At 72.7% G+C, this 26,999-nt stretch carries 23 protein-coding genes; 6 read left to right on the top strand and 17 right to left on the bottom strand.

What is annotated here, in order from left to right:
* The first annotated feature begins 10 nt into the window (after positions 1–10).
* Positions 11–613 (top strand): GIY-YIG nuclease family protein, encoded by a 603-nt coding sequence (locus tag ARTHRO9V_RS11650; protein ID WP_370516197.1) that lies wholly within the window; start codon positions 11–13, stop codon positions 611–613.
* A 227-nt stretch (positions 614–840) separates the two neighbouring features.
* Here the strand turns inward: ARTHRO9V_RS11650 and ARTHRO9V_RS11645 are convergent, their stop codons facing one another.
* Positions 841–2,016 carry a hypothetical protein gene (locus ARTHRO9V_RS11645; protein WP_159827329.1) on the bottom strand — a complete coding sequence of 392 codons (1,176 nt, stop codon included), beginning with the start codon at positions 2,014–2,016 and terminating at the stop codon, positions 841–843.
* 164 nt (positions 2,017–2,180) lie between these two features.
* On the opposite strand from ARTHRO9V_RS11645, the gene ARTHRO9V_RS11640 reads away from it, so the two are divergent.
* Positions 2,181–4,646, top strand: coding sequence for an excinuclease ABC subunit UvrA (locus ARTHRO9V_RS11640; RefSeq protein ID WP_159827326.1), 2,466 nt, complete (start codon positions 2,181–2,183; stop codon positions 4,644–4,646).
* Between the two features lie 81 nt (positions 4,647–4,727).
* On the opposite strand, the gene ARTHRO9V_RS11635 is transcribed toward ARTHRO9V_RS11640, so the two are convergent.
* The 5 genes from ARTHRO9V_RS11635 to ARTHRO9V_RS11615 form a co-directional block, all read right to left on the bottom strand.
* A complete protein-coding gene (locus ARTHRO9V_RS11635) occupies positions 4,728–5,627 on the bottom strand; it encodes an SDR family oxidoreductase (RefSeq protein WP_056042968.1) in 900 nt (299 codons plus the stop codon).
* Between the two features lie 203 nt (positions 5,628–5,830).
* Positions 5,831–6,217, bottom strand: coding sequence for an iron chaperone (locus ARTHRO9V_RS11630; RefSeq protein WP_056042961.1), 387 nt, complete (start codon positions 6,215–6,217; stop codon positions 5,831–5,833).
* A gap of 102 nt (positions 6,218–6,319) precedes the next feature.
* Complete coding sequence (locus ARTHRO9V_RS11625) at positions 6,320–7,057, bottom strand: DUF4396 domain-containing protein (protein ID WP_159827323.1); 738 nt, start codon at positions 7,055–7,057, stop codon at positions 6,320–6,322.
* 121 nt (positions 7,058–7,178) lie between these two features.
* Positions 7,179–7,763, bottom strand: a complete 585-nt coding sequence (gene sigK, locus ARTHRO9V_RS11620) for an ECF RNA polymerase sigma factor SigK (RefSeq protein WP_159828701.1) — start codon at positions 7,761–7,763, stop codon at positions 7,179–7,181.
* 494 nt (positions 7,764–8,257) lie between these two features.
* Entirely contained in the window at positions 8,258–8,965 is a 708-nt protein-coding gene (locus ARTHRO9V_RS11615) for a hypothetical protein (protein ID WP_159827320.1), read from the bottom strand.
* A gap of 242 nt (positions 8,966–9,207) precedes the next feature.
* Here ARTHRO9V_RS11615 and ARTHRO9V_RS11610 point away from each other — a divergent pair, with 242 nt between their 5' ends.
* Positions 9,208–9,714 carry a VanZ family protein gene (locus ARTHRO9V_RS11610; RefSeq protein ID WP_159827317.1) on the top strand — a complete coding sequence of 169 codons (507 nt, stop codon included), beginning with the start codon at positions 9,208–9,210 and terminating at the stop codon, positions 9,712–9,714.
* Here the strand turns inward: ARTHRO9V_RS11610 and ARTHRO9V_RS11605 are convergent.
* The 4 genes from ARTHRO9V_RS11605 to ARTHRO9V_RS11590 all read right to left on the bottom strand — a co-directional run bounded on the left by ARTHRO9V_RS11605 (position 9,711) and on the right by ARTHRO9V_RS11590 (position 18,716).
* Positions 9,711–10,664, bottom strand: coding sequence for a nuclear transport factor 2 family protein (locus tag ARTHRO9V_RS11605; protein ID WP_159827314.1), 954 nt, complete (start codon positions 10,662–10,664; stop codon positions 9,711–9,713). The two genes, ARTHRO9V_RS11610 and ARTHRO9V_RS11605, sit on opposite strands and share 4 nt — an antisense overlap.
* Positions 10,665–10,961: 297 nt before the next feature.
* A complete protein-coding gene (locus ARTHRO9V_RS11600) occupies positions 10,962–11,294 on the bottom strand; it encodes a hypothetical protein (RefSeq protein WP_159827311.1) in 333 nt (110 codons plus the stop codon).
* A 224-nt stretch (positions 11,295–11,518) separates the two neighbouring features.
* Positions 11,519–16,954, bottom strand: a complete 5,436-nt coding sequence (locus tag ARTHRO9V_RS11595) for an Ig-like domain-containing protein (RefSeq protein WP_159827308.1) — start codon at positions 16,952–16,954, stop codon at positions 11,519–11,521.
* Positions 16,955–17,216: 262 nt separating this feature from the next.
* Positions 17,217–18,716 carry an MFS transporter gene (locus ARTHRO9V_RS11590; RefSeq protein WP_159827305.1) on the bottom strand — a complete coding sequence of 500 codons (1,500 nt, stop codon included), beginning with the start codon at positions 18,714–18,716 and terminating at the stop codon, positions 17,217–17,219.
* A 223-nt stretch (positions 18,717–18,939) separates the two neighbouring features.
* Between ARTHRO9V_RS11590 and ARTHRO9V_RS11585 the strand changes: the two genes are divergently transcribed.
* Positions 18,940–19,188, top strand: coding sequence for a glutaredoxin domain-containing protein (locus ARTHRO9V_RS11585; protein ID WP_159827302.1), 249 nt, complete (start codon positions 18,940–18,942; stop codon positions 19,186–19,188).
* 110 nt (positions 19,189–19,298) lie between these two features.
* Here the strand turns inward: ARTHRO9V_RS11585 and ARTHRO9V_RS11580 are convergent, their stop codons facing one another.
* The 4 genes from ARTHRO9V_RS11580 to ARTHRO9V_RS11565 all read right to left on the bottom strand — a co-directional run bounded on the left by ARTHRO9V_RS11580 (position 19,299) and on the right by ARTHRO9V_RS11565 (position 23,382).
* Positions 19,299–19,751 carry a DUF6314 family protein gene (locus tag ARTHRO9V_RS11580; RefSeq protein ID WP_159827299.1) on the bottom strand — a complete coding sequence of 151 codons (453 nt, stop codon included), beginning with the start codon at positions 19,749–19,751 and terminating at the stop codon, positions 19,299–19,301.
* Between the two features lie 212 nt (positions 19,752–19,963).
* Positions 19,964–21,004 (bottom strand): TerC family protein, encoded by a 1,041-nt coding sequence (locus ARTHRO9V_RS11575; protein ID WP_056049019.1) that lies wholly within the window; start codon positions 21,002–21,004, stop codon positions 19,964–19,966.
* Between the two features lie 244 nt (positions 21,005–21,248).
* Positions 21,249–22,298, bottom strand: a complete 1,050-nt coding sequence (ctlX, locus tag ARTHRO9V_RS11570; protein ID WP_201298936.1) for a citrulline utilization hydrolase CtlX — start codon at positions 22,296–22,298, stop codon at positions 21,249–21,251.
* A gap of 52 nt (positions 22,299–22,350) precedes the next feature.
* Positions 22,351–23,382: an ornithine cyclodeaminase gene (locus ARTHRO9V_RS11565; protein WP_159827296.1), complete on the bottom strand. Its 1,032-nt coding sequence runs from the start codon at positions 23,380–23,382 to the stop codon at positions 22,351–22,353.
* Positions 23,383–23,531: 149 nt separating this feature from the next.
* On the opposite strand from ARTHRO9V_RS11565, the gene ARTHRO9V_RS11560 reads away from it, so the two are divergent.
* Positions 23,532–23,963: an Lrp/AsnC family transcriptional regulator gene (locus tag ARTHRO9V_RS11560; RefSeq protein WP_056049014.1), complete on the top strand. Its 432-nt coding sequence runs from the start codon at positions 23,532–23,534 to the stop codon at positions 23,961–23,963.
* Between the two features lie 51 nt (positions 23,964–24,014).
* Here ARTHRO9V_RS11560 and ARTHRO9V_RS11555 read toward each other — a convergent pair whose 3' ends face one another.
* Entirely contained in the window at positions 24,015–24,983 is a 969-nt protein-coding gene (locus ARTHRO9V_RS11555) for an epimerase (RefSeq protein ID WP_159827293.1), read from the bottom strand.
* Between the two features lie 93 nt (positions 24,984–25,076).
* Here ARTHRO9V_RS11555 and ARTHRO9V_RS11550 point away from each other — a divergent pair, with 93 nt between their 5' ends.
* Complete coding sequence (locus ARTHRO9V_RS11550) at positions 25,077–25,919, top strand: sulfurtransferase (RefSeq protein ID WP_159827290.1); 843 nt, start codon at positions 25,077–25,079, stop codon at positions 25,917–25,919.
* Positions 25,920–25,949: 30 nt separating this feature from the next.
* Here ARTHRO9V_RS11550 and ARTHRO9V_RS11545 read toward each other — a convergent pair whose 3' ends face one another.
* Together ARTHRO9V_RS11545 and ARTHRO9V_RS11540 are read right to left on the bottom strand one after the other, a co-directional pair.
* The gene (locus ARTHRO9V_RS11545) at positions 25,950–26,156 is read right to left on the bottom strand and encodes a DUF1508 domain-containing protein (RefSeq protein ID WP_123571645.1); all 207 of its coding nucleotides are present in this window, start codon (positions 26,154–26,156) and stop codon (positions 25,950–25,952) included.
* Between the two features lie 332 nt (positions 26,157–26,488).
* Positions 26,489–26,890, bottom strand: a complete 402-nt coding sequence (locus ARTHRO9V_RS11540; RefSeq protein ID WP_159827287.1) for a hypothetical protein — start codon at positions 26,888–26,890, stop codon at positions 26,489–26,491.
* Positions 26,891–26,999 lie beyond the last annotated feature (109 nt).

Here is a 26,999-nt window from a genome sequence, read left to right as displayed (position 1 = left end):
GCCTGCGGGGGTGACCAGCCCGACGCCCCGACCCGACGACACCTGCCGAGGAGGCACGGGGCGGCTCGGCGACGACTCCTGCGGTCGTCCGGTCGATCCGTCGTCCCCCGTGCCGCTCTGCGACCGGCACCTCGCGCTCGCCACCGACTGGGCCGCCTCGCTCGAGGGGTCGGGCGAGGGAGTGACCGACCTGCTGCCGTCCCCCTGCCTCGCCTGCGGGTCGCGGCTCGGCGTGCACTGGCCGTCCGGGTGGCTCTGCGCCGTTTGCGAGTGGCGTCACGGCGACGTGCCCGACGGCGAGCTCGGGGTCGTGCGGGTCGACGTGGTCTACTACATCCGCTTCGAGGACCGCATCAAGATCGGCACTTCGTCGAACCCCCGACAGCGGCTGGGGACGCTCTGGCACGACGAACTCCTGGCCTTCGAGCGCGGCGACCGCCTGGTCGAACGGCGACGGCACGGCCAGTTCGCGGCGTCCCGGTTCGGTCGCACCGAATGGTTTGCCCGGAGTGCCGAGCTCGACGTCCACGTGGCGGCGCTCGCCGAGGGCATCGACGACCCGTGGCAGCGCTACGCCCGCTGGCGCAGCGAGGCGCTGGCCCTGCGCGGCTGAGCCCGCCTGGTCCGCCTGGCCTGGCTGGCCCGCCTGGCCCGCCTGGCCTGGCTGGCGCGGCTGGCTCGGCCGCAGGTTCGCCCGGGGTCGCACCACACCAGGTTCTGAACGTCGCACCGTGTTTCGTGCAGCGCACCGCGACGAGATCGAGTGCCGTGCACGAAACGCGGTGCCGTGTCGTGGTCCCGCCCGCCCGCCCGGCCCTGCCGCCCGGGGGCGCGCCGTACTCAGCGGCGCAGGTAGGCGTCGACGAGCAGCGGGCCGCGGATGGCACGCAGCTCGTCGAGCAGCAGGGGCACCGTCTGCCGCGTCAGCCCCGAGAGTTGCAGGTCGTGGGGGCCGAGCCGGGGCAGCTTTCCGGTCCGGAGCCGTACGACCTCCCAGCCGGCGGCCCGCAGCGCGGCGTCCTTGCGGCGGTCGGCGGTCTCGCGGTGCCCGACGTGCTCGAGCCCGTGCCGCCCGGTCGAGTCGTACTCGATCGCGACCCGCAGCTCGCTCAGCACGATGTCGGGCCACACCTCGACGTGGTCGAAGAACGGACGCCCGACCCGCACCGCGTTCAGACCGGGCTCGAACTCGAGCCGGGCCGTCAGTCCGGCTCGCAGCTCGGCCTCGACCGCCGACGCCGGCTTCGGGGCACACGCGCTGACGAAAGGCGTACCGGTCGGCAGGGCCGGCGTCTTGTCGCACACCGGCCGGGAGGCGCGGGTCGGCCGAGGGGCGCGGGCCGGCCGGGAGGCGCGCTCGGTGCGGGAGGCGCCGGTGGACGAGGAGGCACGCTCGGTGCGGATGTCGTTGACCAGCGGCGAGGTGGGGGAGGCGCGGGAGGGCTCGGGACTGCGGCTCGCCTCCGCGCGCGGCGTCGTCGACGGCAGACCCGTGCTCGAGCCGCGGCGACGCCGGGGCGGGGGTGACGGGGCCGCCGATACCGCGCCTCCTGCGGTCTGGGCCACCCAGGCCTGGCCGGACGCCGTCCCGGCATCGCCCGGTGCCGGCCGGGCCTGGCCCGGTGCGCTCGCGCCCTGCGCCGGCATGCCCTCGGCCTGTGCGCGGACCGCCGCCGCGGGTGCCATCGGCGGTCTCATCGGCAGGGCGCGCGGAGCGGCGAGCTCGCTGCACTCGGGGCACCACGACGACCGCCGGCGCTCGCGCCCGGGCCGGTGCCGCTGTTCGTCGGGGGTGGCGACGAAGACGTGGCCCGCGTCGCAGAGCCAGCACAGCCACACGTCGGCCGCGGGCGGGATCTGGCTGAGCACGATGCCACCGTTGTGTTCGGGACGGTACTGCCGCACGAGCACCGGGTACGACGCCCACGCCTCGCGGTAGCTGCCCACGGGGTAGGGCACGGCGAGGCCGCGCGACGACCGGCGTCGCGCCCACCAGGCGGCGATCGGCTCGGGCACGCGCACACGGTACGACGGGCCACCGACACTCGGGCCCGGCAGCCCGGCAGCCCGGCAGCCCGGCAGCCCGGCAGCCCGCCGACACCCCGCCGACGCCGCACCGGCACCCCGCCGGGCCACCGGCACCCGGGCCGACTCCGGCGGACACCCGTAGCATCGACCGGATGCCCGACACCGCCCCTCCCGACGTGCCCGACCTGCCCGACGCCCCCGCCGACACACCCGCGGACGTCCACGCCCGCGGATTCGTCCGCGTCCGGGGCGCTCGCGAGAACAACCTGCGCGCGGTCGACGTCGACGTCCCGCGCGACAGCATCGTCGCGTTCACGGGCGTCTCGGGCTCGGGCAAGTCGTCGCTGGCCTTCGGCACGATCTTCGCCGAGGCGCAGCGCCGCTTCTTCGAGTCCGTCGCCCCCTACGCGCGGCGGCTGATCGCCCAGGGCGGCGCCCCGCACGTCGACGAGATCACCGGCCTGCCCCCGGCGGTCGCCCTGCAGCAGCGCCGCGGCGCCCCGAGCTCGCGGTCGACCGTCGGCACCCTGACCACCCTGTCGAACTCGATGCGGATGCTCTACTCGCGGGCCGGCAGCTACCCCGCGGGGGCCGACCGGCTCGAGTCCGACTCGTTCTCTCCGAACACCGTCGCGGGGGCCTGCCCGCGCTGCCACGGGCTCGGCATCGCGCACGAGGTGACCGAGGCGTCCGCCGTCCACGACCCCGACCTGAGCATCCGCGACGGCGCGATCACCGCCTGGCCGGGAGCCTGGCAGGGCAAGAACCTCCGCGACGTCACGGGCGTGCTCGGCTACGACATCGACCGCCCCTGGCGTGACCTGCCGCAGGCCGATCGCGACTGGCTGCTCTACACCGAGGAGCAGCCCGTGGTCGAGGTGACCCCCCAGCGCGACCGCGTCGCCAAGCCGTACAAGGGCCGCTTCTGGAGCGCCCGCGCCTTCGTCCTGCACACCCTCGCCGACTCGCAGAGCGAGACCCAGCGGACCAAGGTCCTGCAGTACGTCGAGAGCGGTCCCTGCTCGCTCTGCGGTGGCAGCGGCCTGACCCGGGCGGCGCTCGCCGTGACCTTCGCCGGCCGGACGATCGCCGAGCTCAACGCCCTGCCGATCGCCGAGCTGGGCGACGTCCTGCGGCCGACGGCGACCCTGACGAGTGCGTCGGCGGCGGTGTCGAACGCGTCGTCGGGCGAGGTCACCGAGGTCGCCGTCCGCATCGCCTCCGACCTGCTGGCCCGGACGACCGTGCTCGCCGACCTCGGGCTGGGCTACCTCAGCCTCGGCCGTGCGACGCCGACCCTGTCGCCGGGCGAGATGCAGCGGCTCCGCATCGCGACGCAGCTGCGCTCGGGCCTGTTCGGCGTCGTCTACGTGCTCGACGAGCCGAGCGCCGGCCTGCACCCCGCCGACGCCGAGTCCCTCGTCGAGGTGCTCGAGCGGCTGCGGGCGAGCGGCAACTCGGTGTTCGTCGTCGAGCACGACATGAGCATCGTGCGTCGCGCCGACTGGGTCGTCGACGTCGGCCCGGGGGCGGGCAGTCAAGGAGGCGCGGTGCTCTACAGCGGGCCCGTCGCCGGGCTCGCCGGGGTCGCCGACTCCGTCACGAGGCGGTTCCTCGACCCCTCCGTCGACGGTCGCGCCCAGGGCGGGTCGCCCGTCCGCCGCGAACCGACCGCCACCCTGGAACTGCGTGGCGTCACCCGGCACAACCTCGACGGCGTCGACGTCGACCTGCCGCTGGGCGTCCTGACCGCGGTCACGGGGGTGTCGGGCTCGGGCAAGTCGACGCTGGTCGGCGGCGTGCTGGCCGAGACGGCGACGAGCCACGAGCGGGTCGACCGCGTCGTGCAGGTCGACCAGAAGCCGATCGGCCGGACTCCGCGGTCGAACCTGGCGACGTACACGGGCCTGTTCGACGCCGTGCGCCAGGCCTTCGCCGCGACCGACGAGGCGCGGGACCGGGGCTACGGCGCGGGGCGCTTCTCGTTCAACGTCGCCGGGGGTCGCTGCGAGGTCTGCCAGGGCGAGGGCTTCGTCTCGGTCGAGCTGCTCTTCCTGCCCGGCAGCTACTCGCCGTGCCCCGAGTGCCACGGAGCCCGCTACAACGCCGAGACGCTCGAGGTCACCTGGCACGGCGCGACCGTGGCGGACGTGCTCGCGATGACGGTCGACGAGGCGGCGACGTTCCTCGCCGAGGTGACCAGCGCCTCCCGGGCCCTCGAGACGTTGCGGCAGGTCGGGCTCGGCTACCTGCGACTCGGTCAGCCGGCCACCGAACTCTCGGGTGGCGAGGCGCAGCGCATCAAGCTCGCGACCGAACTGCAGCGGGCACGCCCGGGCCACACGCTCTACCTGCTCGACGAGCCCACGACGGGCCTGCACCCCGCCGACGTCGAGCTGCTCGTCACCCAGTTGCAGCTGCTCGTCGACGCGGGCAACACGGTCGTCGTGGTGGAGCACCACATGGGCGTCGTGGCGGCGTCCGACCACGTCATCGACCTGGGCCCCGGCGGAGGGGACGCCGGTGGGCGCGTGCTCGCCGTCGGGACTCCCGAACGGGTGGCCGGGGCGACCGGTAGTCGCACCGCGCCCTACCTCGCGGCGGCGCTGCCCGCCTGAGCCGCCGGGGCCGCTGACCCGAGGAGCCGAGGAGGCGCGGTCAAGCCGACCCGCGCCTCCTCGGTTCCGTCGTCGGTCGGGCTACGGCGAGACCATGCCGCCGTTGACGTTGAGCGTCTCGCCCGAGACGAAGCTCGACTCGGCCGAGGCGAGGAACACGTAGGCCGGTGCCTGCTCGGCGGGCTGGCCGGCGCGACCGAGCGGGGCCTCGCTCGAGCCGAACTCGGGCAGCGACTCGGGGTCGACGCCGTCGGTCACCTGCAGCACGGTCCAGGTCGGGCCGGGCGCGACGACGTTGACGCGGATGCCCTTCGTGATGAGCTGCTGCGCCATGCCCTTCGACAGGTTGTTGACCGCACCCTTGGTGGCGGCGTAGTCGAGGCGGTCGGGCGCGGGCGTGTGGGCCTCGGCCGAGGCGGTGTTGATGATCGTCGAGCCGGGGGCGAGGTGCGGCACGGCGGCCTTGACGATCCAGAACGGGGCGTAGACGTTGGTGCGGAAGGTCAGGTCGAACTGCTCGTCGGTGATGTCGGCGATGTCCTCGTGCCAGACCTGCTTGCCGGCGACGTTGACGACGGCGTCGAGGCCGCCGAGTCCGTCGACCGCCTTCTGCACCAGTTCGCGACAGAAGGAGGCGCTGGTCAGGTCCCCGGGGAGGGCCACGGCCTTCTGCCCCGCGGCCTCGACGAGCGCGATGACGTGGTCGGCGTCGGACTGTTCGCTCGGCAGGTAGTTCAGGGCGACGTCGGCACCCTCGCGGGCGTAGGCGATCGCGACGGCGGCGCCGATGCCCGAGTCGGCACCCGTGATGAGGGCCTTGCGCCCCTGCAGGCGTCCCGTGCCGCGGTAGGTCTCCTCGCCGAGGTCGGGGACGGGCGTCATCTGCGACTGCAAGCCGGGCTCGTCCTGGTGCTGCACCTCGGGGCTGATCGTGGGGTAGAGCGTGCGCGGGTCGGAGAAGGTGTACTGGTCGCGGGTCATGCGGGGTCCTCTCTGGTTCGGGGGTGCCCTGGACGCTACGCCGGGCCGCCTCCGCCGACGCGGCGCGTTCGGGGTACGGGCCCGGACGCAGCGGACGAGCGGCCGCGGATCGTGCCCGCCATCGTGGCGGAGGACGATCGGCGACCACTCGTCCGGATCGTCGGCGGAGTGCGGGGGCCCGTCGGCGGGGTGCGGGGGACCCGTCAGCGGGTGACGGCGAACGCCGGGGGAGGGGCGTCCACGATCGTCGCCGCGCCGCACGCGATCGCGCGGCTGATCCGCTCGACCAGCTGGTCGGGGACGGGGCGGCCCCAGCCGAAGGCGACGGTGTCCTTGGCGCGTCGGTGAGGGGAGACGTCGCCTTCGAGGGCTTCGTCGAACCGGGGCACGGGGTAGATGCCGAGGTGGCGCGTCCAGGCCGCGAAGTAGAGCGTCTGCCCGTCCTCGAAGCGGATGGCCGGCATGCCGTACCGCAGGCTCTCGACGCCGCCGGTGCACCCGGCGTGGATGGCCCGCCTCACCCGTTCGAGCGCTTCGCGTCTCTCGGGCGGGAACCCCGCGATGTACTGATCGACCACGGTGTCGCTCATGACGAGTCCTCTCGTTCGCTGGGCACCAGTGTGCGACGGAACGAGCGCGGGCGCCAGCCCCCGGGCCGAGCCTTCGTGTGCGGCGTCGAGGTCTGCATCGGATCACATCGCTTCTTTCACGCCCGACCTGATGAGGAGCCAGTTGACGGGATAGGAGGTCGCGAACCCGGCGAGCATGGCGATCTGCATGACGAACCAGAATTCCGGACTGACGACGTCCGCGCGCCCGCCGAAGAGTGAGGGCAGGACGAGGAACTGGGCCAGCGCCATGATCCCGTACATTCCGACCTGCCACGCCGAGATCGACAGGGCGTCGGCCTTGAGGGCGGCCACGATGCCGGCTCGGAGGCCGAGGCCGCGCATCGGGGCGATGGAGAAGTACTGGAACACGATCCCGAGAGCGAAGGCGAGGACGAAGTCGATGATCCAGCCGGCGAAGATCTCGTCGTCGTACAGGGTGCCCCGGCCGACGACGACGCCGATGACGGGGAAGGCGACGAGGGCGAACTCTGCGACGAGGTCGCCGATCGCGCAACCCGCGCCGCAATGGCTGGTACCCGTGGCGACGGAGACCGCCATCGAACTCCCGCGCTCGTCCTGGCTCAGTCCTCGCAGGGCGGCGCGCGCGGTCCGACGGTAGAACAGCAGCCACGCGAGCCCGCCGAACAGCATCGTCACGGGCCACACCACGTTCATCACGGCCATCGGCTGTGGGCGGCGGGCCACGTCGGCCGCGACACCGACCGCGCAGACGACACCGATGGCGATGAAGGTCCACGAGAGGAACGTGAACCCGACGGGGAACGCGTCGACGGTCAGGACAGGTGAGGCGGCGACCATCCATCGACCCAACACCCTGACGATGCCGAGCGTCGACGTCGACGAGAACGTCGTGAGGCCCGCTGTTCGACGCCGATCTGCTCGGCACGTGCCTCCGGCCCGATCCCGGGGGATGAGTCGGTCAGGCCGCTTCCGTTTCTGCGATCAGTCGACGGAGGGTGATCAGGGCATCGCGGATGCGGGTCTTCATCGTCCCGATGGCGACGCCGGCCTCACGGGCAGCCTCGCTGTGGCTCAGCCCGCCGAAGTACACCAGCTCGAGGGCTTGCTGCTGCAGGACGGTCAAGGTGCGCATGGCCTTCGTCACTCGCTCGTGCTCGACCCGGGTCTCGGCCGTCTCCGCCACGTCGTCTCGTGCGTCGACGAATTCCTTCGCACCGACCGCGAGGTCGCGGTCGCGTGAGGACTGGGAGGCGCGCACCCGGTCGACGGCGCGGCGGTGCGCCATCGTGAGCAGCCAGGACGATGCCTTGCCACGCGCGGGATCGAAGCGCCCGGCGGTCTGCCAGGCCTCCAGGAAGATCTCCTGCGTGACTTCCTCGGACTGCGCCGGATCGACCAGGATGCGACGGACCAGTCCGAGGACACGGGCGGCCGTCCGGTCGTAGAAGACCGCGAAGGCTTGCTGGTTGCCTTCGGCGACGAGGACGAGGAGGTCGTCGTCGGAGCGCTCGGTCCCCACGGGTGGCGCAGGTGCAAGAGACATGGCGTCCAGTCCGGGGGGCTCGGGATCGAGGTTTCGTGCCATCGACGGCACCCCTCGAACTCTATGCGCCGGAATTGAAAGCGGTGACCCCAGACCGAGGGTCACGAGTCGTGTCTGCGGTGGTCGTCAGCTGCCGGGCAGACGCGGAGGTGACGGGCGCGGTGAGCACGGCGCTCGTCACCCCCGCCGCGCCTCCTGACCCCCGGCCGTCAGTGCGCGAAGAACCCGGTTCCGAACGATGCACCCCGATTCTACTGGGTGCATCGTTCGAAACCGGGTTCACGGCCGCCAGACCTCGGGCCGGACCCCGGGCGGCAACGGAAAAACCCCGCCCCGTGCGTGAGCACGAGGCGGGGTCCACCGGGATCGCCGACCCCGTCGAGCAGGGCGGGGCCGGTGCGTCGTCACGGAGACGACCCGGGTTCCAGGCCGCACCTCGCGAGGCGGGGTGCGGCCCTGGGGGCCGGGCCGGCGGGTAGCCGGCCAGACAGGTACTACTCCGTGGCGGCGGTGATCTTCGCGACGCCGACGAGCATCTCGTCCTGGACGGCGTCGGTCTTGAAGGTCTGGTTCAGCAGGGCGGCGGCGTCGGGGCTGACGTGAACCGTGGTGCCCTCGAGGACGGCGTTCGAGCCCTCCATCTGGATCGGCTTCAGCGTGCCACCGTAGAGGTTGAACAGGTAGGCGTCCTCGGCGGCGACGGTGCCGTTGGCGGTCACGGTGCCGTAGAGCTTGCTCTCACCCGGGTCGATGCGGAAGTCGGTCAGTTCGACGACGGTGCCGTCGGCCGCGGTCAGCGACAGGCCGGAGCCGTCGTGGTCGATCTCGCCCTGGACGTAGGGTCGCACGTCGCTGTCGGGGCCGTAGTAGTCGACGTTGCCGCCCGTGATGGGGAACGCGAAGGTGCCGTCGGTGAAGGTCGCGGTGCCGACGACGCCGGGCGTCAGGCCCAGGCTCGTGAGGGCGTCGACGAAGGACGCGTCCACGGCGACCTGCGTGTCGACGCCGTTGCTGAGGTCGGCGATCGACGCGGCGGGCGTCGACGCGGCGCTGGGCTCGGAGGACGACGAGCTCGACGAGGAGGACGTGTCGGTCGAGGTGCCGGAGTCCATCGAGCACGCGGCGAGGGAGAAGAGCAGGGCGCCCGAGGCGACGAGGCCGAGGGTGGTCTTGGTGATGTTCTTGCGAGTGAAGGCGTTCATGGTGAAGCTCCTTGTCAGTTGGTCCCGGTGGGGATGTACTGGGTTCGCCACCGGGCCCGGAAAGGATTGGAACGCATCATCTTCGTTACCCGGCCGTGACCTCCACCGCCGCGTCGGCACCGGCGACCGAAGCCTCCTCAGCTCGGGCGCTCGGCTCCGAGTCGCACGGAGGTTCCACGACGGCTCCGTCCCGACCGTCCCGCGCCGCGTTCAGCAGATCCGACGTGTCCTAGTCTCGGTCCGTGCTCTCGACCGTGCTCGCCCTGGTGCCGTGGCTCGCCTTCTCGGTCCTGGTCGGCGTCGTCGTCGTCGGTCCGTTCGCCGGACTGTGGCTCGTGGGACGCCGACGGACGACCGGCGTTCTCCTCGGCCTGGCAGTGCTCGCGGTCCTGGCGCTGACGCTGTACCCGGATGGCGCGCCCTACCCGGGCATCACGTGCAACCCGGGCCTGCCGTACCTCTCGCCCACTGCGGGGGAGTCGACCGCGAACGTCCTCTTGTTCGTCCCGGTCTCGTTCTTCGCGGGGGTGCTCTGGCGACGACCGGTGGTGGCAGTTCTCGGTGCCGTCGCACTGTCGGGTGCCATCGAGCTGCTCCAGGCGCTGGTGGTGGTGATCGGTAGGGCCTGCGACACGAGTGACTGGATCACCAACACCGTCGGTGCCGTCGTGGGGGGCGTGCTCGCGGCGAGTGCCCTCACCTGGCATCGACGCCGCACGCCCGGTACGCGAGGCCGCCTCGGCGGCTAGTCGGTGGGGACCACGTCCCAGTGCTCGCGGATGAGGCCGCCGTCGACGCGGAACAGGTCGGCCGCGAGCAGCGGGTCTCCGGGCTTCGCGCCGACCGCCTGGGAGAAGGTCCAGACGATGTCGCCGTCCGAGAGCGAGATGACGGACTGCTGCGCCGGGAACTGCGCACCGCTCCCGAACAGCTGCTTCAGCGCCGCCGTCCCGTTCGGAGCCACCGGGTTGTGCTGCAGGTACGCGGGGTCGAACGCGCGGTCGAGGATCGACGGGTCATGGTCCCGGAACAGCGTGTCGTACGCCGACACCGCGAGCAAGCGATTGCGTTCTTCCTGACGTTCGGACGGTGCGGCGGTCGGACGCGCCGACCGGTAGAGGTCGCTGAACATCGAGTTCGTGTTCCCGCTGGCCGGTGTGCCGGTCGGAACGGGCTGCTCGAGCGACCAGCGCTCGACGATCCGGCCGTGCTCGAGGCGGAACAGGTCGACGGCGGCGTCACCGCGTCGTTCGTCGCGGGGGTCCGGCGTGATCTGCCAGTGCACCGCGACGAGGTCGCCGTCGGCTGCGACGCGCTTGATCACGGCGTGGGCACCGGGGACGCGGATGCGGTCCGCCGCGAACTGGGCGAGGAGTCCCTCCGGCCCCGCGGCGGTCCCTGCTCCGTGCGCGACCGCGCTCGGTGAGACGAGCCGGGCTGCGAGCTCCAGGGAGGACGTGCCGTCCGGATCGGCGAAGGTCTGGGTGAGGAGCGTCCGCACGGCGCAGGCGTTGCGGTGTTCGGTGGTGGTGTCCCGCCGGTCCGCGGCAGCCGTCACGGTCGACTTCGGTGGGGTCCCGGGAGCAGCGGCCGCCGGCGTGGCGACGCCGAGTCCGGTGAGGAGGGCGACTCCGGCGAGGACGGCCGTGCCGCGGGCGAGGCGGCGGGAGGGGCTGCGCGTGGTCAGGTCGTTCGTCATGGTGTTCTCCTGCTCGTGTGGTCGGCGGGTGATCGCAGCATCGCAGGAAGCCCCGTCGTCGGCAGGTACGCACTTTCTCGTAAGCCACTCACGTGGAGGTCGGAATCGTGGAACCGCCTGCGCCGACCGCGCAGGATCGTGGCGCACTCGTTCGCGTCCCTGCGGCGTGTCCGACGCGAGTCGTGCTCACACCCGTTGCGAGTCGGCGGGGCGTGCTCCTGGCGTGCGGGCCGCCGGCACGCGCCGGCGCTGTCGTCCACGACGATCACGCCGTCTCTGCCGGCGCTCGCTCACGGGTCAGAAGGGCAGGGGCGTCAGCAGCCAGAGAAGCAGCAGACACCCGCTGGCCGCCAGCCCGAGAAGGCCGAGCGCCATCCCGACCGTGACGAAGCGCGGTCGGTCGTCAGGAGCCGACTCGACGTCGTCGCGGGCGAAGGCGACGGCGGCGACTCCGAAGAACACGGACACGACCGCCCAGAGATCCAGCAGGATGCTCGCCCAGGGCACGAGTGGGGTGCCGACCAGCGAGGGGGCGTTGCCCGCGACCAGCAGGACCGGGCCGGACAGGCTCAGCCAGCCCAGGGCCCAGGCCCAGGACCGCGGCTCCGACGTCCTTCCCGGTGATGTCACGACGATCCCTCTCTCCCTCGACGACGACCCGTCCGCCTCCTCGTGACCCTCTCAGCATCGAGCCGCGGGCGCGTCCTACCGACGGATGACACCCCCGGCGGGGTCGCGTGCTGCGGAGCCGCCGAGAGCGTTCCGCGGCACGGGTTGCCGTGCGACGGACGTCCCCGCTCGCCCGCCCCCTCGGCAGGAGGGGCGGGCGGACGGGGACGTCGGCGCGTCGGGGGCTACTCGGCCCGGCGACGGCCTCGGATCGGGCCGACCACGCGACGGCCGCGACGCGAGAGCGCCAGGCCGAGCGCGACCCCGAGCAGGGCCATGGCGGCGATGCCGAGCACCGACGCGCTGCCGGTGAAGGCCAGCTGCGTCGCCGACAGGAGCATCGGGAACGACACCGTGACGACCGCCTGGACCGTCTCGCCGGCCGTGTCGGTCACGCGGTACTGCACCGACGCCTTGGAGTCGAAGCCCTTCGCGGGGGTGAAGACCACGGAGCCGTCGACGACAGTCCAGGTGCCCTGCTCGGGCACGGTCAGCGTGCTGACCCCGTCACCGGTGGCCGGGTCGACGATCACGACGGTGCCGCGGTCGAAGGTCGCACCCTCGGTGGGGGCGTCGTTCGCCGTGACGTCGACGGTGACCGGGTGGTCCGTCGTGCCGCGCTGCTCGTCGTCGACCGCGACGGCCGCGCCCAGAACCGTGATGGTCACCGTCGCCCGGGACGTCTGCCCCGAGGCGTCGGTCGCCGTGTAGTCGAACGAGTCTGCCCCCACGAAGCCGGCGTCCGGCACGTACTCGTACGAGCCGTCGCGCGTCATCGTCACGGTGCCGTGGGAGGGCTTCGAGGCCAGGGCGACCCAGAGGGCCGACCCGTCGTCGTTGCCCAGCACGCCGCCGACCTTGCCCGAGACCAGGCGCTGACCGGCGATCGTCGTGCCCTCGTCGTCGACGGCCTTGACGCCCACGGTGATGCGGACCGTGGCGGTGGCGGTGCCGCCGTCACGGTCGGCGACCGCGTAGGTCACGGCGTCCGGGCCGGAGTAGCCGGTCGTCGGCGCGTAGACCAGGCGACCACCGGCGTCGATGGTGACCGTGCCGTGGGTGGCGGTGCCCGTCCCGGTGACGCGCAGTCCCGTACCCAGGTCGTTGCCCAGCACGCCCGGAGCGGCCACGGTCAGCGTCGTGTCGGCCGGGGTCGAGGCCCCGTCGTCGACCGCCGTCGGCAGCACCGTGATGGTGACGGTGCCCGTGCGGATCTGACCCTCGGCATCGGTGGCCGTGTAGGTAAAGGCGTCGACACCCGAGAAGCCGGCCGTCGGCGTGTAGACGTACGAACCGTCCTTCGCCAGGTCGACCGTGCCGTGGGCGGGGCGCCCGTCGATCGTCGCGGTCAGCGAACTGCCCGAGTCGTTCGCGAGTACGCCGTGCGCGGCGTCGACGGTCAGCGGCGTACCGGCGCGGGTGGTGCCGGCGTCGTCGACGGCGAGGGCGCCGACGACGATCGTGGCGACGGCCTTCGTGCCGCGGCCCGACGCGTCGGTCGCGGTGTACTCGACGTGGTCGGTGCCCGAGAAGCCCGCGTCCGGCGTGTAGGCGGCCGAACCGTCCCGCTGGGTGACGATCGTGCCGTGCGCCGGGGTGCCGACGCTCGTCACGGTCAGGCCGGTGCCGAGGTCGTTCACGAGCAGGCCGGGGGCCGGCACGGAGAGCGTGGTCGCCGCGGGCGTCGTGTAACGGTCGTCGATCGCGCGGGGCGTCACGGTCACGGTGACCGTCGCGGCGTCGGTTCCGCCGTCACGGTCGGTGACCGTGTAGACGACGATGTCGTCGCCCGAGAACCCGGGGGCCGGCGTGTAGTCGAACGTGCCGTCCGGCGCGACCGTCACGGTGCCGTGCGGCGCCGGAGTGACCGCGGTGACGGTCAGGCCGGTGCCGACGTCGTTGCCGAGCACGCCGGGGGTGGCGACCGTCACGTGACCGTCGGCCACGACGGTGGCGACGTCGTCGACGGCCTTCGGGGCGACCACGACGGTCACGGTGCCCGTGCCCTTCTGGCCGTTGCCGTCGGTGACCTCGTAGCCGAAGGTGTCCTTGCCCGAGGTGCCGGGCTTCGGGGTGTACGTGTACGAACCGTCGGGGCCCGTGGTCACGGTGCCGGCCTTCGGCTGGTCGGTGACCTTCGCCGTCAGGTCGGTGCCCTTGTCGTTCGAGAGCACCCCGTGCGCGGCGTCCACGACGAGGGGCTGGTCGGCCACGGTGCCACCGACGGGCGAGTCGTCGACCACGATCGGACCGACGTGGATCGTCACCGTCGCGACGTCCGAACCGCCGGATGCGTCGGCGGCGCGGTAGGTCAGCTGATCGGTGCCCGAGAAGCCGTCGGCAGGCGTGTAGGTGATGGTGCCGCCGGCCGCGATCGTGGCCGTGCCGTGGGTCGGGGCGTCGACGATCTCCGCGCGCAGGTCGGTGCCGAGATCGTTGCCGAGCACGCCGGGCTCCGCGACGGTGACCGCGGTGCCGGCCTTCGTCGACGTGACGTCGTCGACGGCGTCGGGCACGACGACGACGGTCACGATGCCCGTGCTCTTCTGCCCCTCGGCGTCGGTCGCCGTGTAGGTGAAGGTGTCGGTGCCCGAGAAGCCCGTCGCAGGGGTGTAGACGTACGAGCCGTCCTTCGCGACGGTCACGTCACCGTGGCGGGGGGCGCCGTCGAGGGCGCCGGAGAGGCCGGTGCCGCTGTCGTTCGACAGCAGGCCCTTCGCGGCGTCGACCGACAGCGGTCGGCCCGCGGTGGCGGTGCCCTGGTCGGCCGCGGCGAGGTCGCCGACGATCACCCAGGCGCGAGCCGTCGCGGTCTGACCCGAGGCGTCGGTCACCTGGTACTCGAACGAGTCGGTGCCCGAGGTGCCGGCGTCCGGCGTGTAGCTCCAGCTGCCGTCGGCGTCGACCGTCACGGCGCCGTGGGCGGGCGTGCCGTGGTCGGTCACGCGCAGCCCGGTGCCGAGGTCGTTGGCGAGCAGTCCGGCCGAGGCGGGCGTGGTCACCGTGGTGCCGTTCGGCGTGGTCGCCGCGTCGTCGACGGCCACCGGCTTCACGGTGATCGTCACCGTCGCGGTCGAGGTGCGACCCGCGGCGTCGGTGACCTGGTAGGTCACGGTGTCGGTGCCCGAGAAGCCGGGCGCCGGCGTGTAGTCGAACTCGCCGTTCGTGGCGACGGTCGCGGTGCCGTGCTGCGGCCCGGTCTCGACCGCGGCCGTCAGGCCGGTTCCGAGGTCGTTGCCCAGCACGCCGGGGCCGTCGAGGTGGGCGTTGCCGCCCGCCGTGACCTGAACCGCGTCGTCGACGGCCTCGGGGGCGACCGCCACGCTGGCCGTCGCGGTGCTCGTGACCCCGTTGCCGTCGGTCAGGGTGTATGTGAACGAGTCGGTCCCCGAGAAGCCCTTCTCCGGCGTGTGGACGAACGAGCCGTCCGGCGACACCACCACGGTGCCGTGCGAGGGGGCGGTGGCGACCGCGGCGGTCAGGGGGCCGGTGCCGCCGTCGTTCGCCAGCAGGCCACGGCCGGCCGGGACGTCGAGGGGAGCACCCGCCACGGCGTCGACCGAGTCGTCGGAGGCGCGGGGGGCGACCGTCACGGTGACCGTGGCGGTGTCGGTGCCGCCTTGGCCGTCGGTGACGGTGTAGTCGAAGGCGTCGGTGCCCGAGAAGTCGTCCGCGGGCGTGTAGACGACGTCGCCGGAGGGCGTCACCGAGGCGGTGCCGTGCCCGGGCGTCGAGACCGCGGTCACCGTCGTGTCGAGGCCGTCGTCGTTGCTCGTCAGGTCGCTGCCGGCGATGGTCGTCGGGGTGCCCGAGGCGGCGGTCGCCGTGTCGTCGACGGCGGAGGGCAGCACGGTGACGGTCACCGTGCTCGTGGTGCTCGCGCCCTCGGAGTCCGTGGCCGTGTAGGTGAAGGTGTCGGTGCCCGAGAACCCGTCGGCCGGGACGTAGCGGTACGAGCCGTCACGACCGAGCACGAGGGAGCCGTGCGAGGGTCCGGTCGCCACGGCGGCGGTCAGACCGGTGCCCGAGTCGTTCGCCAGGACGCCCGAGGCCGCGTCGACCACGAGGGCCTGGCCGGCACGGGCGGTCGCGACGTCGTCGCTGCTCACCGGGGTGACGGTGATCGTGACGGTCGAGGTCGACGTGCCACCGCCTCCGTCGGTCGTCGTGTACTGGAAGGTGTCGGTTCCCGAGAAGCCCGTCGCGGGCGTGTAGACGTACGAGCCGTCGGCCGCGACGGTGGCCTGCCCGTGCGCCGGCTGCGTGTTCGACGTCACGGTCAGGTCGGTGCCCGCGTCGTCGGCGAGGACGCCGGGCGCGCCGACCCTCAGCGAGGTTCCGGAGGCGGTGGTCCCGGTGTCGTCGGAGGCTGCGGCCGAGATCGCCGCCACGGTGTTCGCGAAGGTGCACACGACGTCGGTGCCGTCGGCGCTGGTCGCGGCCGGGAAGGTGAACTGCGCGGTGTTGCCCGAGCCCGACGCGACGGTCGCGTCGTCGGTGACGTTCGCGCAGCGGTACGTCGTCGAGTAGTCGGCGAGGCGCGTCGAGCTGTTGCCCGCCGTCTGCGAGACGGTGTACGTCCGGGCCGGGATCGCGAGCGCGGCGCCGGCCTTCTGGGCCTGGACTCCGTTCGCGGTGCCGGAGGTCGTCGCGGTGGACGGCGACGACAGGTTGCCGCCGTCGACCTTGAGGGCGAACTGGTCGCCGGACTTCCAGCGGCCCGTGACGTCCGCCTTGCCCGTCAGGGTGTTGGCGTAGTTGCAGCTCGCGAGGTCGGAGTACGAGGTGATGTTGCTGATGGCCGGGGTCGTCATGCGGCTGACCTCGGTACCCGAACTCGAGTCGAGCTTGATGATCTGCATGCCCGACGAGACGTACAGGTAGCCGTCGGACGAGAAGGCGATGCCGGGGCTGTTGGTGCCCGTGGGCAGGTCGGTCAGCTTGGTGGCGGCGAGGGAGGTGGTGCCGGCCGCGGTCGGGATCGTCTCGTCGTTCAGTCGGTAGACCGCGTTGCTCGCCACGACGAAGAGCAGCCCCTGCGTGCTGAAGGCGAAGTCGCCGTTGCCGGCCTGCAGGCCGGGGATGCGGCCGACGACGCCGATCTTGTCCCCGGTCTTCGGGTCGTACGCCGAGATCGTCGACGGGTCGCCACCGGTCGCGTAGTAGTAGATCCCGGTCACCGGGTTGACGGCGCCCCGCAGGGTCGAGGCGGGTGCGCCCGACGGGTTCGCGTTGGCGACCGTCGTGACGGCCCCGGCCGCCGAGTCGTAGCGCGCGAGCGTGTTGCCGTTCGAATTGTTGGCCGCGCCGTTGGTGAAGGCGTAGGCGTCGAGGCCGTTCCGCCCGACGCCGAGGCCGTTGTTGGCCGGTGAGAACGGGTTCGCCGTCCCCGCGATCACGTCGGACACCGTGTTGGCCGCGACGTTGATGGCGACGAACTGGCCCTGACCGGCCGTCGCGTAGATCGTGTTCTGGTCGCACGAGAGCGCTGCGGCGGCCTGGGCCGGCGCCGGCGAGACGGCCTGGGTCACGGCGACGGCCGCCAGCAGGGAGGCGGTGGCGAAGGCCGCGAACGAGAGGGCGCGACGACGGGGGCGCACGGAGGCGCGGAGAAGCGACATGGGGGTGTCCTCGGGTGGGGGCGTCCGGCCGGGTCGGATCCGGTCGGACGTCGGTCCTGCTCGACACGCGGGGGTTCAGGTGCCCGCGTGTCGCCCCCACGGGTACGGGGGCTCCACGGAAGTGGATGCTTCGACAATAAAGCTTCTCGTTTGTCGAGTGGAGTCCCCAGAGCAGGGGTGATTTCGTCCGCCTTGTGGGGGGACATCGGGGTACAGGGTGGCGGATGGCGGTGCCGAGGACGCGACCCGCGCCTCCTGCGTCCTACCGGCGGGGGCGCCGCCCGCCGCGGCCCTGGCCCACGGTCGGGATCGACGTCGTGACGACCGCCACCGACGAGGTGATGACCGCGAGCGACGAGGTCGACAGGGTCGCCTGCGCGTGACCGGTCAGCGGGAACCCGCGTCGGCCCGCCACGATCACGACGAGGCTGATCGCGACGATGGCCGCGGCGGCGAACGGCACCGTGGCGAGGCCCGACATGCCGTAGACCTGCCCGCCGATCGCGGCACCGGCGGCGATGCCGACGTTCGAGCCGGCGTTGATCAGCGCGCCCGCGATGTCGGGGCTGACCCCGCCGGTGCGGATCGCGGCCGCCATGAAGAGCGTCCCGGTCGTGCCGTTGGCGGCCATCCACAGCCCCGCGACGACGAAGGTGCCGACGAGCGAACCGTGCACGAACGGCAGGGCCGCGAGGGCGCCGATCATCACCGCGACCGCGACGATCAGCGTCTGCCGGGGTGCCCGGTCGACGAACGCGCCGGCCGCGAGCAGGCCGACCACGCCCGTGCCGCCGAGCACGAGCAGGGCGCCGCCGACGAGGTCCTCGCCGAGGCCGGCCCCGGTCAGGTACGGGCCGATGAACGTGTATACGACGTAGTGGCCGGCGAAGAGCATGAGGTCGGCCACGACCACGGCGAGCAGCCCCGAGCGTGCCCACGAGCGGACCGAGCCGACGTGCGGCGACGACTCGCCTTGGACGTGCGGCAGGAACAGCGCGGCCACGACGGCCAGCACCGCGGTGGCGACGGCGACCGCGCCCACGGCGGGACGCCAGCCGAGCTGGTCGCCGACCGTCGTCGCGAGCGGCACGCCGACGACGAAGCCCAGCGAGCTGCCCGAGTAGACGAAGGCGATGGCGCGGCCCGCCAGGCGCGGCGGCACGATGCGCGTCGCGTAGGCCGAGGCCACCGAGAAGAACAGGGCGTGCGCGATGCCACCGACCACGCGACCGGTCAGCAGCACGCCGAAGCTCGGGGCGAGCGCGACCATCAGGTTCGAGGCCGTGTAGCCGACCAGGGTCGTGACGAGCACGGCCTTGCGGGGGAAGCGTGCGGTGGCCCAGGTGAGCGGCAGGGCGAGTGCGGCGACGGCCACGGCGTACACCGTGACGACGACGCCCATGCGCGCCTCGCTGACGCCGAGGTCGGTGCTCATGGTCGAGAGGAGGCCGACCGGGCTCAGTTCGGTGGTGATCGCGAAGAACGTCGCGAGGCCGAGCACGGCGATGCCGACGACGCCCGAGGGGGTCAGGCGGTGCGGCTGGGGCGTGGGGCGGGTGTCACGCGGATGCGTCGACGACGAGCGCGGGGGAGGTGCGGCGGCGGGCGTGCGCACGGCGGGCGTGCTCGAGGTCTGGGGCGGGCGCTGAAGGGTGTCGGTCACGGGAATGCCTCCGGGCCCGGGGCGCGTGCGCACGACGATCATCTCGTCGGGGGCATCGTGGACCTCGGCGGCCGACTCGTGGTCGACCCCGGTCTGCACGATGCAGCACACTCGTCGCGGGCCATGCTGCTGGCGGGTGGATTGGGGGGATTGCCACTCCACGACGAGGGCGCTCATCCAGTGTGACATGCCACCCCCGGGGGCTCGCAAGGCCCCCGAACGAGAAACCGAACGTCGTTCGCTCGCGGCGAGCGAACCGGGCGGGGACGAGGAGGCGCGGTCGGCGTGCCCGAGGCCCGTCACCGCGCGTACCCTGGTCGCCATGAGCACCGACACCGCCCCCGACCGCATCCTGATGTTCGGCGCCGAGTGGTGCCGCGACTGCCGTCGCTCGAAGGCGCTGCTCGACCGCGAGGGCGTGGCCTACGACTACGTCGACCTCGAGGCCGTCGCCGACGGTGCCGACCGCGCCTACGCCGTCAGCGGTCGCACGCAGATCCCCGTCGTGGTCTTCCCCGACGGCAGCCACCTGGTCGAGCCGACCGACGCCGAGCTCGCCGGCAAGCTCTAGCCCGGCACCGCGGCACCGCGGCACCGCGGCACCGCGTCACCGCGCCACGCGCCGACCCTCCACCCCGCCACGAAGTAAACAACCCGCCACGCGAACGTGTGGCGGGTTGTTCACTTCGTGGCGGGATGCCCGGCGACGCGCTCGTACGTCGTCAGCGCGTCGTACGACTTCGCCGGCCCGCGCACCGTCCACCGCTCCTCGAACGACGTCGGTGAGAGCACCCGGGTCTCGACGAGGTAGGCGTCCGGTGCGCACGGGTGGTGCGCCTCCCAGGCCCCCGACCTCAGGTCGAGGTCGACGAAGTGGCGGCCGTCGGCGAAGCGCACGTCGAGCGATCCATCACCCCGGGCCGCGTAGCCGAGTCGTCGGGTAGCGGGCGTCCGCCGGTCGGCCACGACGAGCTCGCCGGCCTCGTCGTAGGTCGCCACGAGGTCGGAACCCGCCCGCGCCTCCTCGATGGTCGCCGTCCCGTCGAACCGGGCGTGCTCGCCGGTGCGGTGGTCGTCGATCTCGCGCGTGACGGACCACCGGCCGAGCAGCAGCGCCAGCGTCTCAGCCGGCATGTCGATCGGCGACCACGGAGAACCCCTCTCAGGCGGTCCCCCTCGACGACCGCGGGAGAACACCCGATCTTCGCGCACGGCCGTCGACGGACCAAGTCGCGGCGCGGCGACCTGGTGCCGCGCGCCCGTGACACACCACACCGCGTTTCGTGCACCGCACCCCGACTGGTCGTGGTGCGGTGCACGAAACGCGGTGCAGTGCGGGCGGGCGTCTAGTGGCGGGTGGGGTCGTCCGAGTCCTTGGCGACCGTGACCTTCTCGCCGTCGACCTCGTCGCGCTTGGCCTTCTGGGCGTCGCCGCGGGTCTTGGCGAGGCTGGCGATCGTGGCCACGGTGATGGTCGCGCCGATGAAGAGCAGCGAGAACCAGATCGGGATCTCGGGCACCCACAGCAACGGTTCGCCGCCGTTGATGAACGGCACCTCGTTGACGTGAAGGGCGTGGAAGACGAGCTTGACGCCGATGAACGCGAGGATGATGGCGAGGCCCTGCGACAGGTACACGAGGCGCTCGAGCAGCCCGCCGATCAAGAAGTAGAGCTGGCGCAGACCCATCAGCGCGAAGGCGTTGGCCGTGAAGACGATGTACGCCTCGTTGGTCAGGCCGTAGATCGCGGGGATCGAGTCGAGGGCGAAGACCAGGTCGACGAAGCCGATCGCGATCACGCAGAGCAGCAGCGGCGTCACGAAGCGCTTGCCGCCCTTCTTGACGGTGAACTTGTCCTCGTGGAACTCGTCGTCGACGGGCAGGACGCGGCGGGCGATCTTGACGAAGGCGTTGTCGGCCGCGTTGCCGCCGTGGTCGCCCTTGATCTGCTGGTAGGCCAGCACGAAGAGCAGGGCGCCGAAGAGGTAGAAGACCCACGAGAAGTTCTCGATCAGCGCGGCGCCGGCGGCGATGAAGCCCGCACGCATGATGAGCGCGATGACGATGCCGATCATCAGCACCTTCTGCTGGTACATGCGCGGCACGGCGAACCCGGTCATGATCAGCAGGAAGACGAACAGGTTGTCGATCGACAACGCCTTCTCGGTGAGGTAGCCGGCGAAGTACTCGCCGCCGAAGCCCCAGCCGCTCACGAAGCCGATGCCGACGCCGAACAGCAGCGCGAGGCCGATGTAGAACGCCGACCAGCGGGCGGACTCGCCGATCGTCGGCTCGTGCGGCTTGCGCACGTGGGTGAAGAACTCGAACACGAAGAACGCGATGGTGACGGCGATCGTGATGAGCCAGGTGGTCAGTGAGACGTCCACGGGGATGCTCCGGGTGGGTCGGGCTGATGAGGCGGGTCGGGCTGAGCGGCGCAAACGGCCGGACAGCGGAGAAGGCTCGTGACGAGCGGAAAGGCTCCTGAGACGACGGTACGTGGGGGTCCGCTGGGGGCGTGCCCTCAAGCGACCGTGACAGTGCTGAGAAGCTGCAGTGCGTGCAAGGCCCGCACCCGCGTCACCGGGGCGGCCGATGCCCCGGCCGGCACCGAGGCAGGAGGTGCCCCGGCTACGACCGCGGCGGCAGGTGCACCCCGGCGAGCATGCAGCGCACGGACCCGCCGGCGAGCTCGATCGTCGGCACCTCGAGCGGCAGTGGCCGTGCGTGCCGCGACACGGTGCGGCGTTGCGACGGGGTGAGGGACGCCCATCCTCGTGCCGAGATCGCCAGCACGGGCCCGTCGGTCCCCGCCAGTTCGAGCGCGTTGCCCGCGAACTCGCCGAGTTGGGTGCGGGTCAGGGCGACCACCTCGCGTCCGGAGGCCGACAGGCGCTCGACCACGCGCCTCCGTTCGCTCGGTGACGCGATCGACTCGAGACCGACCAGGGCGAACCGCGACGCCACGCTCATCATGACGTTCGTGTGGTAGATCGGCACGCCCGTCGCGTCGGTCGCGGTGAAGGGCAGGGGCTCGTAGCCGAGGTCGGAGCAGACCAGGGCGACGGCTGCCCGGTCGGCCCGGTGCGAGAGCGCGACGTAGGCGACGCGCCCGACGTGGTCGAGGACGAGCGCCCCGGTGCCCTCGACGACGATCCCGCGCCGTTCGAGCGGCGAGTGGTCGAGCACCTCGCTGACGCGGTAGCGCTCGCGCAGCAGGTCGACGACGTCCGTGCGTCGCTCGCCCCGACGGTTGGGCGAGTGCATCGGGTACAGCACCACCCGGCCGTCGTCGTGGGTCGAGAACCAGTTGTTCGGGAACACCCCGTCGGGCCGGTCGGTCCGCTCGTCGTCGACGAGGTGCACCGTGACGCCCGCCGCGCGCAGTGCCTCGGCCGCCCGGGTCACCTCGTCGAACGCGCGCGCCGCGAGCTGGGCCCGGGTCGCGTCGACCTCGGCCGGGTCGGTCTGGAACGCGTTGTCGGCCGCGGTCTCCGGGTTCGGCGTGAAGTGGTGCGGCCGCACCATCACGACCGCGGCGGGCGACTGGAGGGCCGTCCGCGCCTCCTCGTCGGCGCTTCGGGTGCGCGAGGAGGCGCGGAGTGCGGGGGACGCCGGCGGCGTCACCACGGCGGTCGCCGGGGACGAGGAGGCGCGGGGCGGGGGAGCGACGGTCGTCACGACGGTCTCGGCGCGGCTTCTGCGGTGGGTGCGGTCCGGGGCGGTCGCGGACTCAGGCGCCGACGGGTCGGCGGGCGGCGACGAGGCCGAACAGGTCCTTCGGGTCGTCGGGGTCGGCGACGAGGTCGATCTCGACGGCGTAGTCGGTGCCGACGACGTCCTGTCGGAGGTACTTCAGGGCGCACACGTCCTCGATGGCGAAGCCGACCGAGTCGAAGATCGTGATCTGCTCGTCGCTCGTGCGCCCGGGGCGCTGCCCGGCGACGACCTGCCACAGCTCGGTGACGGCGAAGTCGGCCGGCTGGTGCTGGATCTCGCCCTCGACGCGGGTCTGCTCGGGGTACTCGACGAAGACGTCGGCCCGGCGCAGCGTCGCGGGGTCGAGCTCGGTCTTGCCCGGGCAGTCGCCGCCGATCGCGTTGACGTGGACGCCGGGGCGGACGGCCTCGTCGGGCAGGACGACCGCGTTCTGCTTGTCGGCCGTGCAGGTCGTGATCACGTCGGCGCCGTCGGCCGCCTCACCGGGGCTCGCGCAGACCGTGATGTCGAAGCCGAGCGGCTCGAGGTTGCGGACGAACTTCGCCATGGCGCCGGGGTCGACGTCGAACACGCGGACCGTGTCGAGCCCGAGGGTCGAGCGCATCGCGAGGGCCTGGAACTCGGCCTGCGAGCCGGCGCCGATCAGGGCGAGCACGCGCGAGTCGGCCCGGGCGAGGCGCTTGGCGGCCATCGCGCTCGTGGCGGCGGTCCGCAGCGCGGTGAGGATCGTCATCTCGGCGAGGAAGGTCGGGTAGCCCGTGTCGACGTCGGCGAGCACGCCGAACGCGGTGACGGTCTGGTAGCCGCGGCCCGGGTTCGACGGGTGGCCGTTGACGTACTTGAAGCCGTAGGTCTCGCTGTCGCTGGCCGGCATCAGCTCGATGACGCCGATGGGGCTGTGGGAGGCGACGCGGGGCGACTTGTCGAAGGCGGGCCACCGGGCGAAGTCGCGCTCGAGGGCGGTCACCATGCCGCTGGTGATCGGGCCGACCCCGCGGTCGGTGACCCATCGGATCATGTTCTGCACGTCCACGAAGCGCACCACGGCGACCTCCTCCTGCTCGGCCCGGTTCGGTCGTCGCGTCCGGGTGGCACCACGTTAGGACTGGGCGATGTGCAGCCACAATCACCATCGAGCGCCATTCCGCACGCCCGATCACCCGTTGTGCGTGGTCGTGCTGTACGTTTCGATCCATGGCGGATCTCGACGAACTCGACCGGCGCCTCCTGGCGGCCCTGCGGGTCGACGCGCGCGAGTCGGCGGCGAGCCTCGCGCGGCGGTTGGGCGTGACGCGGGCGACCATCACCTCACGGCTCGACCGGCTCGAGGCGTCGGGAACGGTGCTCGGCTACACCGTGCGGGTGCGCGAGGCCGACGATCCCGACCTCATCCGTGCGATCGGCTTCATCGAGATCGAGGGGCGGTCGACCGACCACGTCATCCGGCAGCTGCGCGGGTTCCCCGAGGTGGCGTCGCTCCACACGACGAACGGCGGCTGGGACCTCGTCGCCGAGCTGCGCACGTCGTCGCTCGGCGAGTTCGACCGCGTGCTCGCCCGCATCCGCAGCGTCGAGGGCGTGGTCAACAGCGAGACCAGCCTGCTGCTCAGCTCCGTCCTCCGCTGACCGGCACCTGCGCGGCGGCCGCCGTCCTCGGCCGGGTCGCACCAGGGGTGCTCAGGCCGCGCCGCGCCTCCCGGCGACGATGCTCTTCAGGGCCTCGTCGAGGTGCGGGTGGACGAACTCGTACCCGCCGTCGATAAGGCGCTCGGGCAGCACCCACCGGCTCTTGAGCACGAGCTCGGTCTCGGTGCGGAGCACGGCCGTGCCGAGCTCGAGCATCCACCGCCAGGCAGGCAGGCCGAACGGCACGCCCAGCACGCGACGGAGGGTGCGCATCACGGTGCGGTTGTCGCTCGGGTTCGGGGACGACAGGTTGAGCGGGCCCTCGACGGACGAGTCCTCACGGGCGAACCGGATCGCCCCGAGCACGTCGTCGACGTGGATCCAGCTGAACTTCTGCCGTCCACCGCCGCGACCCTCGTGGTGGTACGTGCCCGCCGCGAGCCGCGCCCGGGTGGCCGGCCACGGGCCGTCGAACTGCGGCCCGCCGAGGCCCGCCCGCACCAGGTACATCAGGGGGACGAGCGCGCTGCCGTCGCCCAGCACGATGGCCATGCGCAGGGCGACGCGGCGGGTGGCGGGCAGCTCGCCCGAGAAGAACTCGGCCTCCCACGCGGTGGCCACGTCGACCGAGAACCCCGACCCGATCTCGCCGTCCGACTCGGTCATCGGGCGGTCCTCGGCGTGGCGGTAGATCGTCGCCGTCGACGAGTTCATCCAGACCCGAGGAGGCGCGGCGCACGCGAGCACCGCCTCCTTCAGTTCGCGCGTGGTCTCGACGCGCGAGCGCACGATCTCGGCGCGGTTCTCCGGGCCGTAGCGGCAGTTCACGCTCTTCCCGGCGAGGTTGAGGAGCAGGTCGGCGCCCTCGAGCAGGGCGGTGATGCCGGCGGTGTCACCCCACGACGCGTCGGGTCCGTGGCGGCCGATCAGGCTGACGCGGGCACCCTCGGCGCGGAACGCGGCCGCGAGGTGCTGCCCGATGAAGCCGCTGGCTCCGGCGAGGACGATGTGGTCGGTCATGCGCTCAAACTAGGGGACCGGACGGTCACCGTCCGTGCGGTCCCTCGACGTCGAGAAGTCCTCACCTGTGGGACGCCGGTTAGCCTCGTCGGCATGAGCCATCCCCTCGTGACCGCCGCCGAGCTCGACGCCACCCTGACGGGCGGGGGAGTCGTGCGCCTGCTCGACGTCCGGTGGCGGCTCGACCGGCCGGACGGCCGTCCCGCCTTCCGCGAGGGGCACCTGCCCGGCGCCGTCTACGTCGACCTCGACTCCGAGCTCGCCCGGCACGGTGAACCCGTCGAGGGGCGTCATCCGCTGCCCGACCGGGCCGACCTGCAGGCCGCCGCCCGGCGCTGGGGACTCCGCGACGGGGACGCCGTCGTCGTGTACGACGACCTCGGCGGGCAGTCCGCGGCCCGCGCGTGGTGGCTGTTGCGGGCCTCGGGCGTCGCCGACGTGCGTCTGCTCGACGGCGGGCTCGCGGCCTGGACCGACGCGGGCCTGCCCGTCGAGCGGGGCGATGCCGACGTGGTGCCCGGCGACGTCACCCTCGGCGACGATCCGTGGCCCGTGATCGACGCCGACGCGGCGGCCTCGTGGCCCACCACGGGCGTGCTGGTCGACAGCCGGGCCGCCGAGCGCTACCGCGGCGACGTCGAACCGGTCGACCCGCGGGCCGGTCACGTCCCGGGTGCCGTCAACCTGCCCACGGCGGGCAACCTCGACCCGTCGGGCCGCTTCGTCGACGCCGCCGCGCTGCGGACCCGGTTCGAGGAGGCGGGGGTCACTCCGGCGACGCCGGTGGCCGTCTACTGCGGGTCGGGCATCACGGCGGCCCACAACGCCCTGGCCGCGACGATCGCCGGGTTCGACCCCGTGCTCTTCGCCGGGTCGTGGAGCGCCTGGTCGAACGACCCGTCGCGACCCGTCGCCACCGGCGACCGCCCCGACTGAGTCGCGCCCGGGTCGCCGGGGCGCGGTCCGTCAGTCGGCGTGACCCGGTTCGGGCACGGTCGTCCGATCGTCGACCACCGCGTCGACGGCGGTTCGTCGCAGGTCGTCGATCGCGTTCATCGCCGCGCCCTTCTGGCGATGGCCCTCGGAGGAGGCGATGACCACGCCGTTGCCGGTGGTGAGGGCGAAGCGGTACTCGCCCGAGGCGTCCTGGGTGACGACGAAGGTGCCTGCCATGGGGGTCCCCTTGCACGAAGTGGTGCACGCGCTCTGCGTGGCGACAGCATAGGGCCGCACCCCGGGCGGGAGGCCACGCGCGTCGCGGGGTCGGGTAACGCCTCCCGCGGGTCGGCCACCCGGCGACCACTTGACATGTGACATTCCAACTGTCAGACTGTGTGAGTCGGTGCGGCCGCCCGCGAGTCTCGTCCCCCCTCCGAGACCGGGCGGCCGCACCGGTCCGTCTCGGTCGCGCACCGAGCACACGAGAGCGCCCGACCCCGGATGGCAGTCGCGGGGTCGGGCGCTCTCGTCGTCCCGGGCGGTGGCCGCGGGTCTCGGGTGCTAGGTCAGTCGGCCAGCAGGACCGCCATGGCGCCCTTCAGGGCCTCGCGGTCGCGGCGCAGCTTGGCGACCTCCGCCTCGAGCTCGGCGACGCGTTCGGCCGTGGCGGCCGACCCCGAGCCCGGGGGGCGACCTCGGCGCGGGGCCGCGGTGGTCGACGGGGCGGGCTCGTCGTCGTCCGCGGTGACGTCGAGTTCCCTCTCGACCGCGTCGTCGGGTGCCGGCGTGGGGGCGGTCGCCCGCTCGTGGGCCCGGATCCAACCGCGCAGGGACTGCTCGCCGACCTCGAACTCGGACGCCGTCTCGCGGATGATCGACCGGTTGCCCGGCTCGGCCTCGCGACGCTCGAGCACCCGGGCGAGCGACTTCTCTCGCGTCTCGTCGCTGTACTTCTGTTCGAAAGGCATGTGCGCTCCTGGTGTCGAGACACGGTGTCGTGTCGGCTCATTGAATAGCCCCCGTGATGACCGTACTGTACGGTGACGTACGAGCGCACGGTTATGACGACAACTCACG

This window comes from Frigoribacterium sp. 9N (assembly GCF_902506305.1).
GTDB lineage: Bacteria > Actinomycetota > Actinomycetes > Actinomycetales > Microbacteriaceae > Frigoribacterium.
The sequence above is the reverse complement of the archived record's forward strand: the minus strand, read 5'-3'. Positions and strand labels throughout refer to the sequence as shown.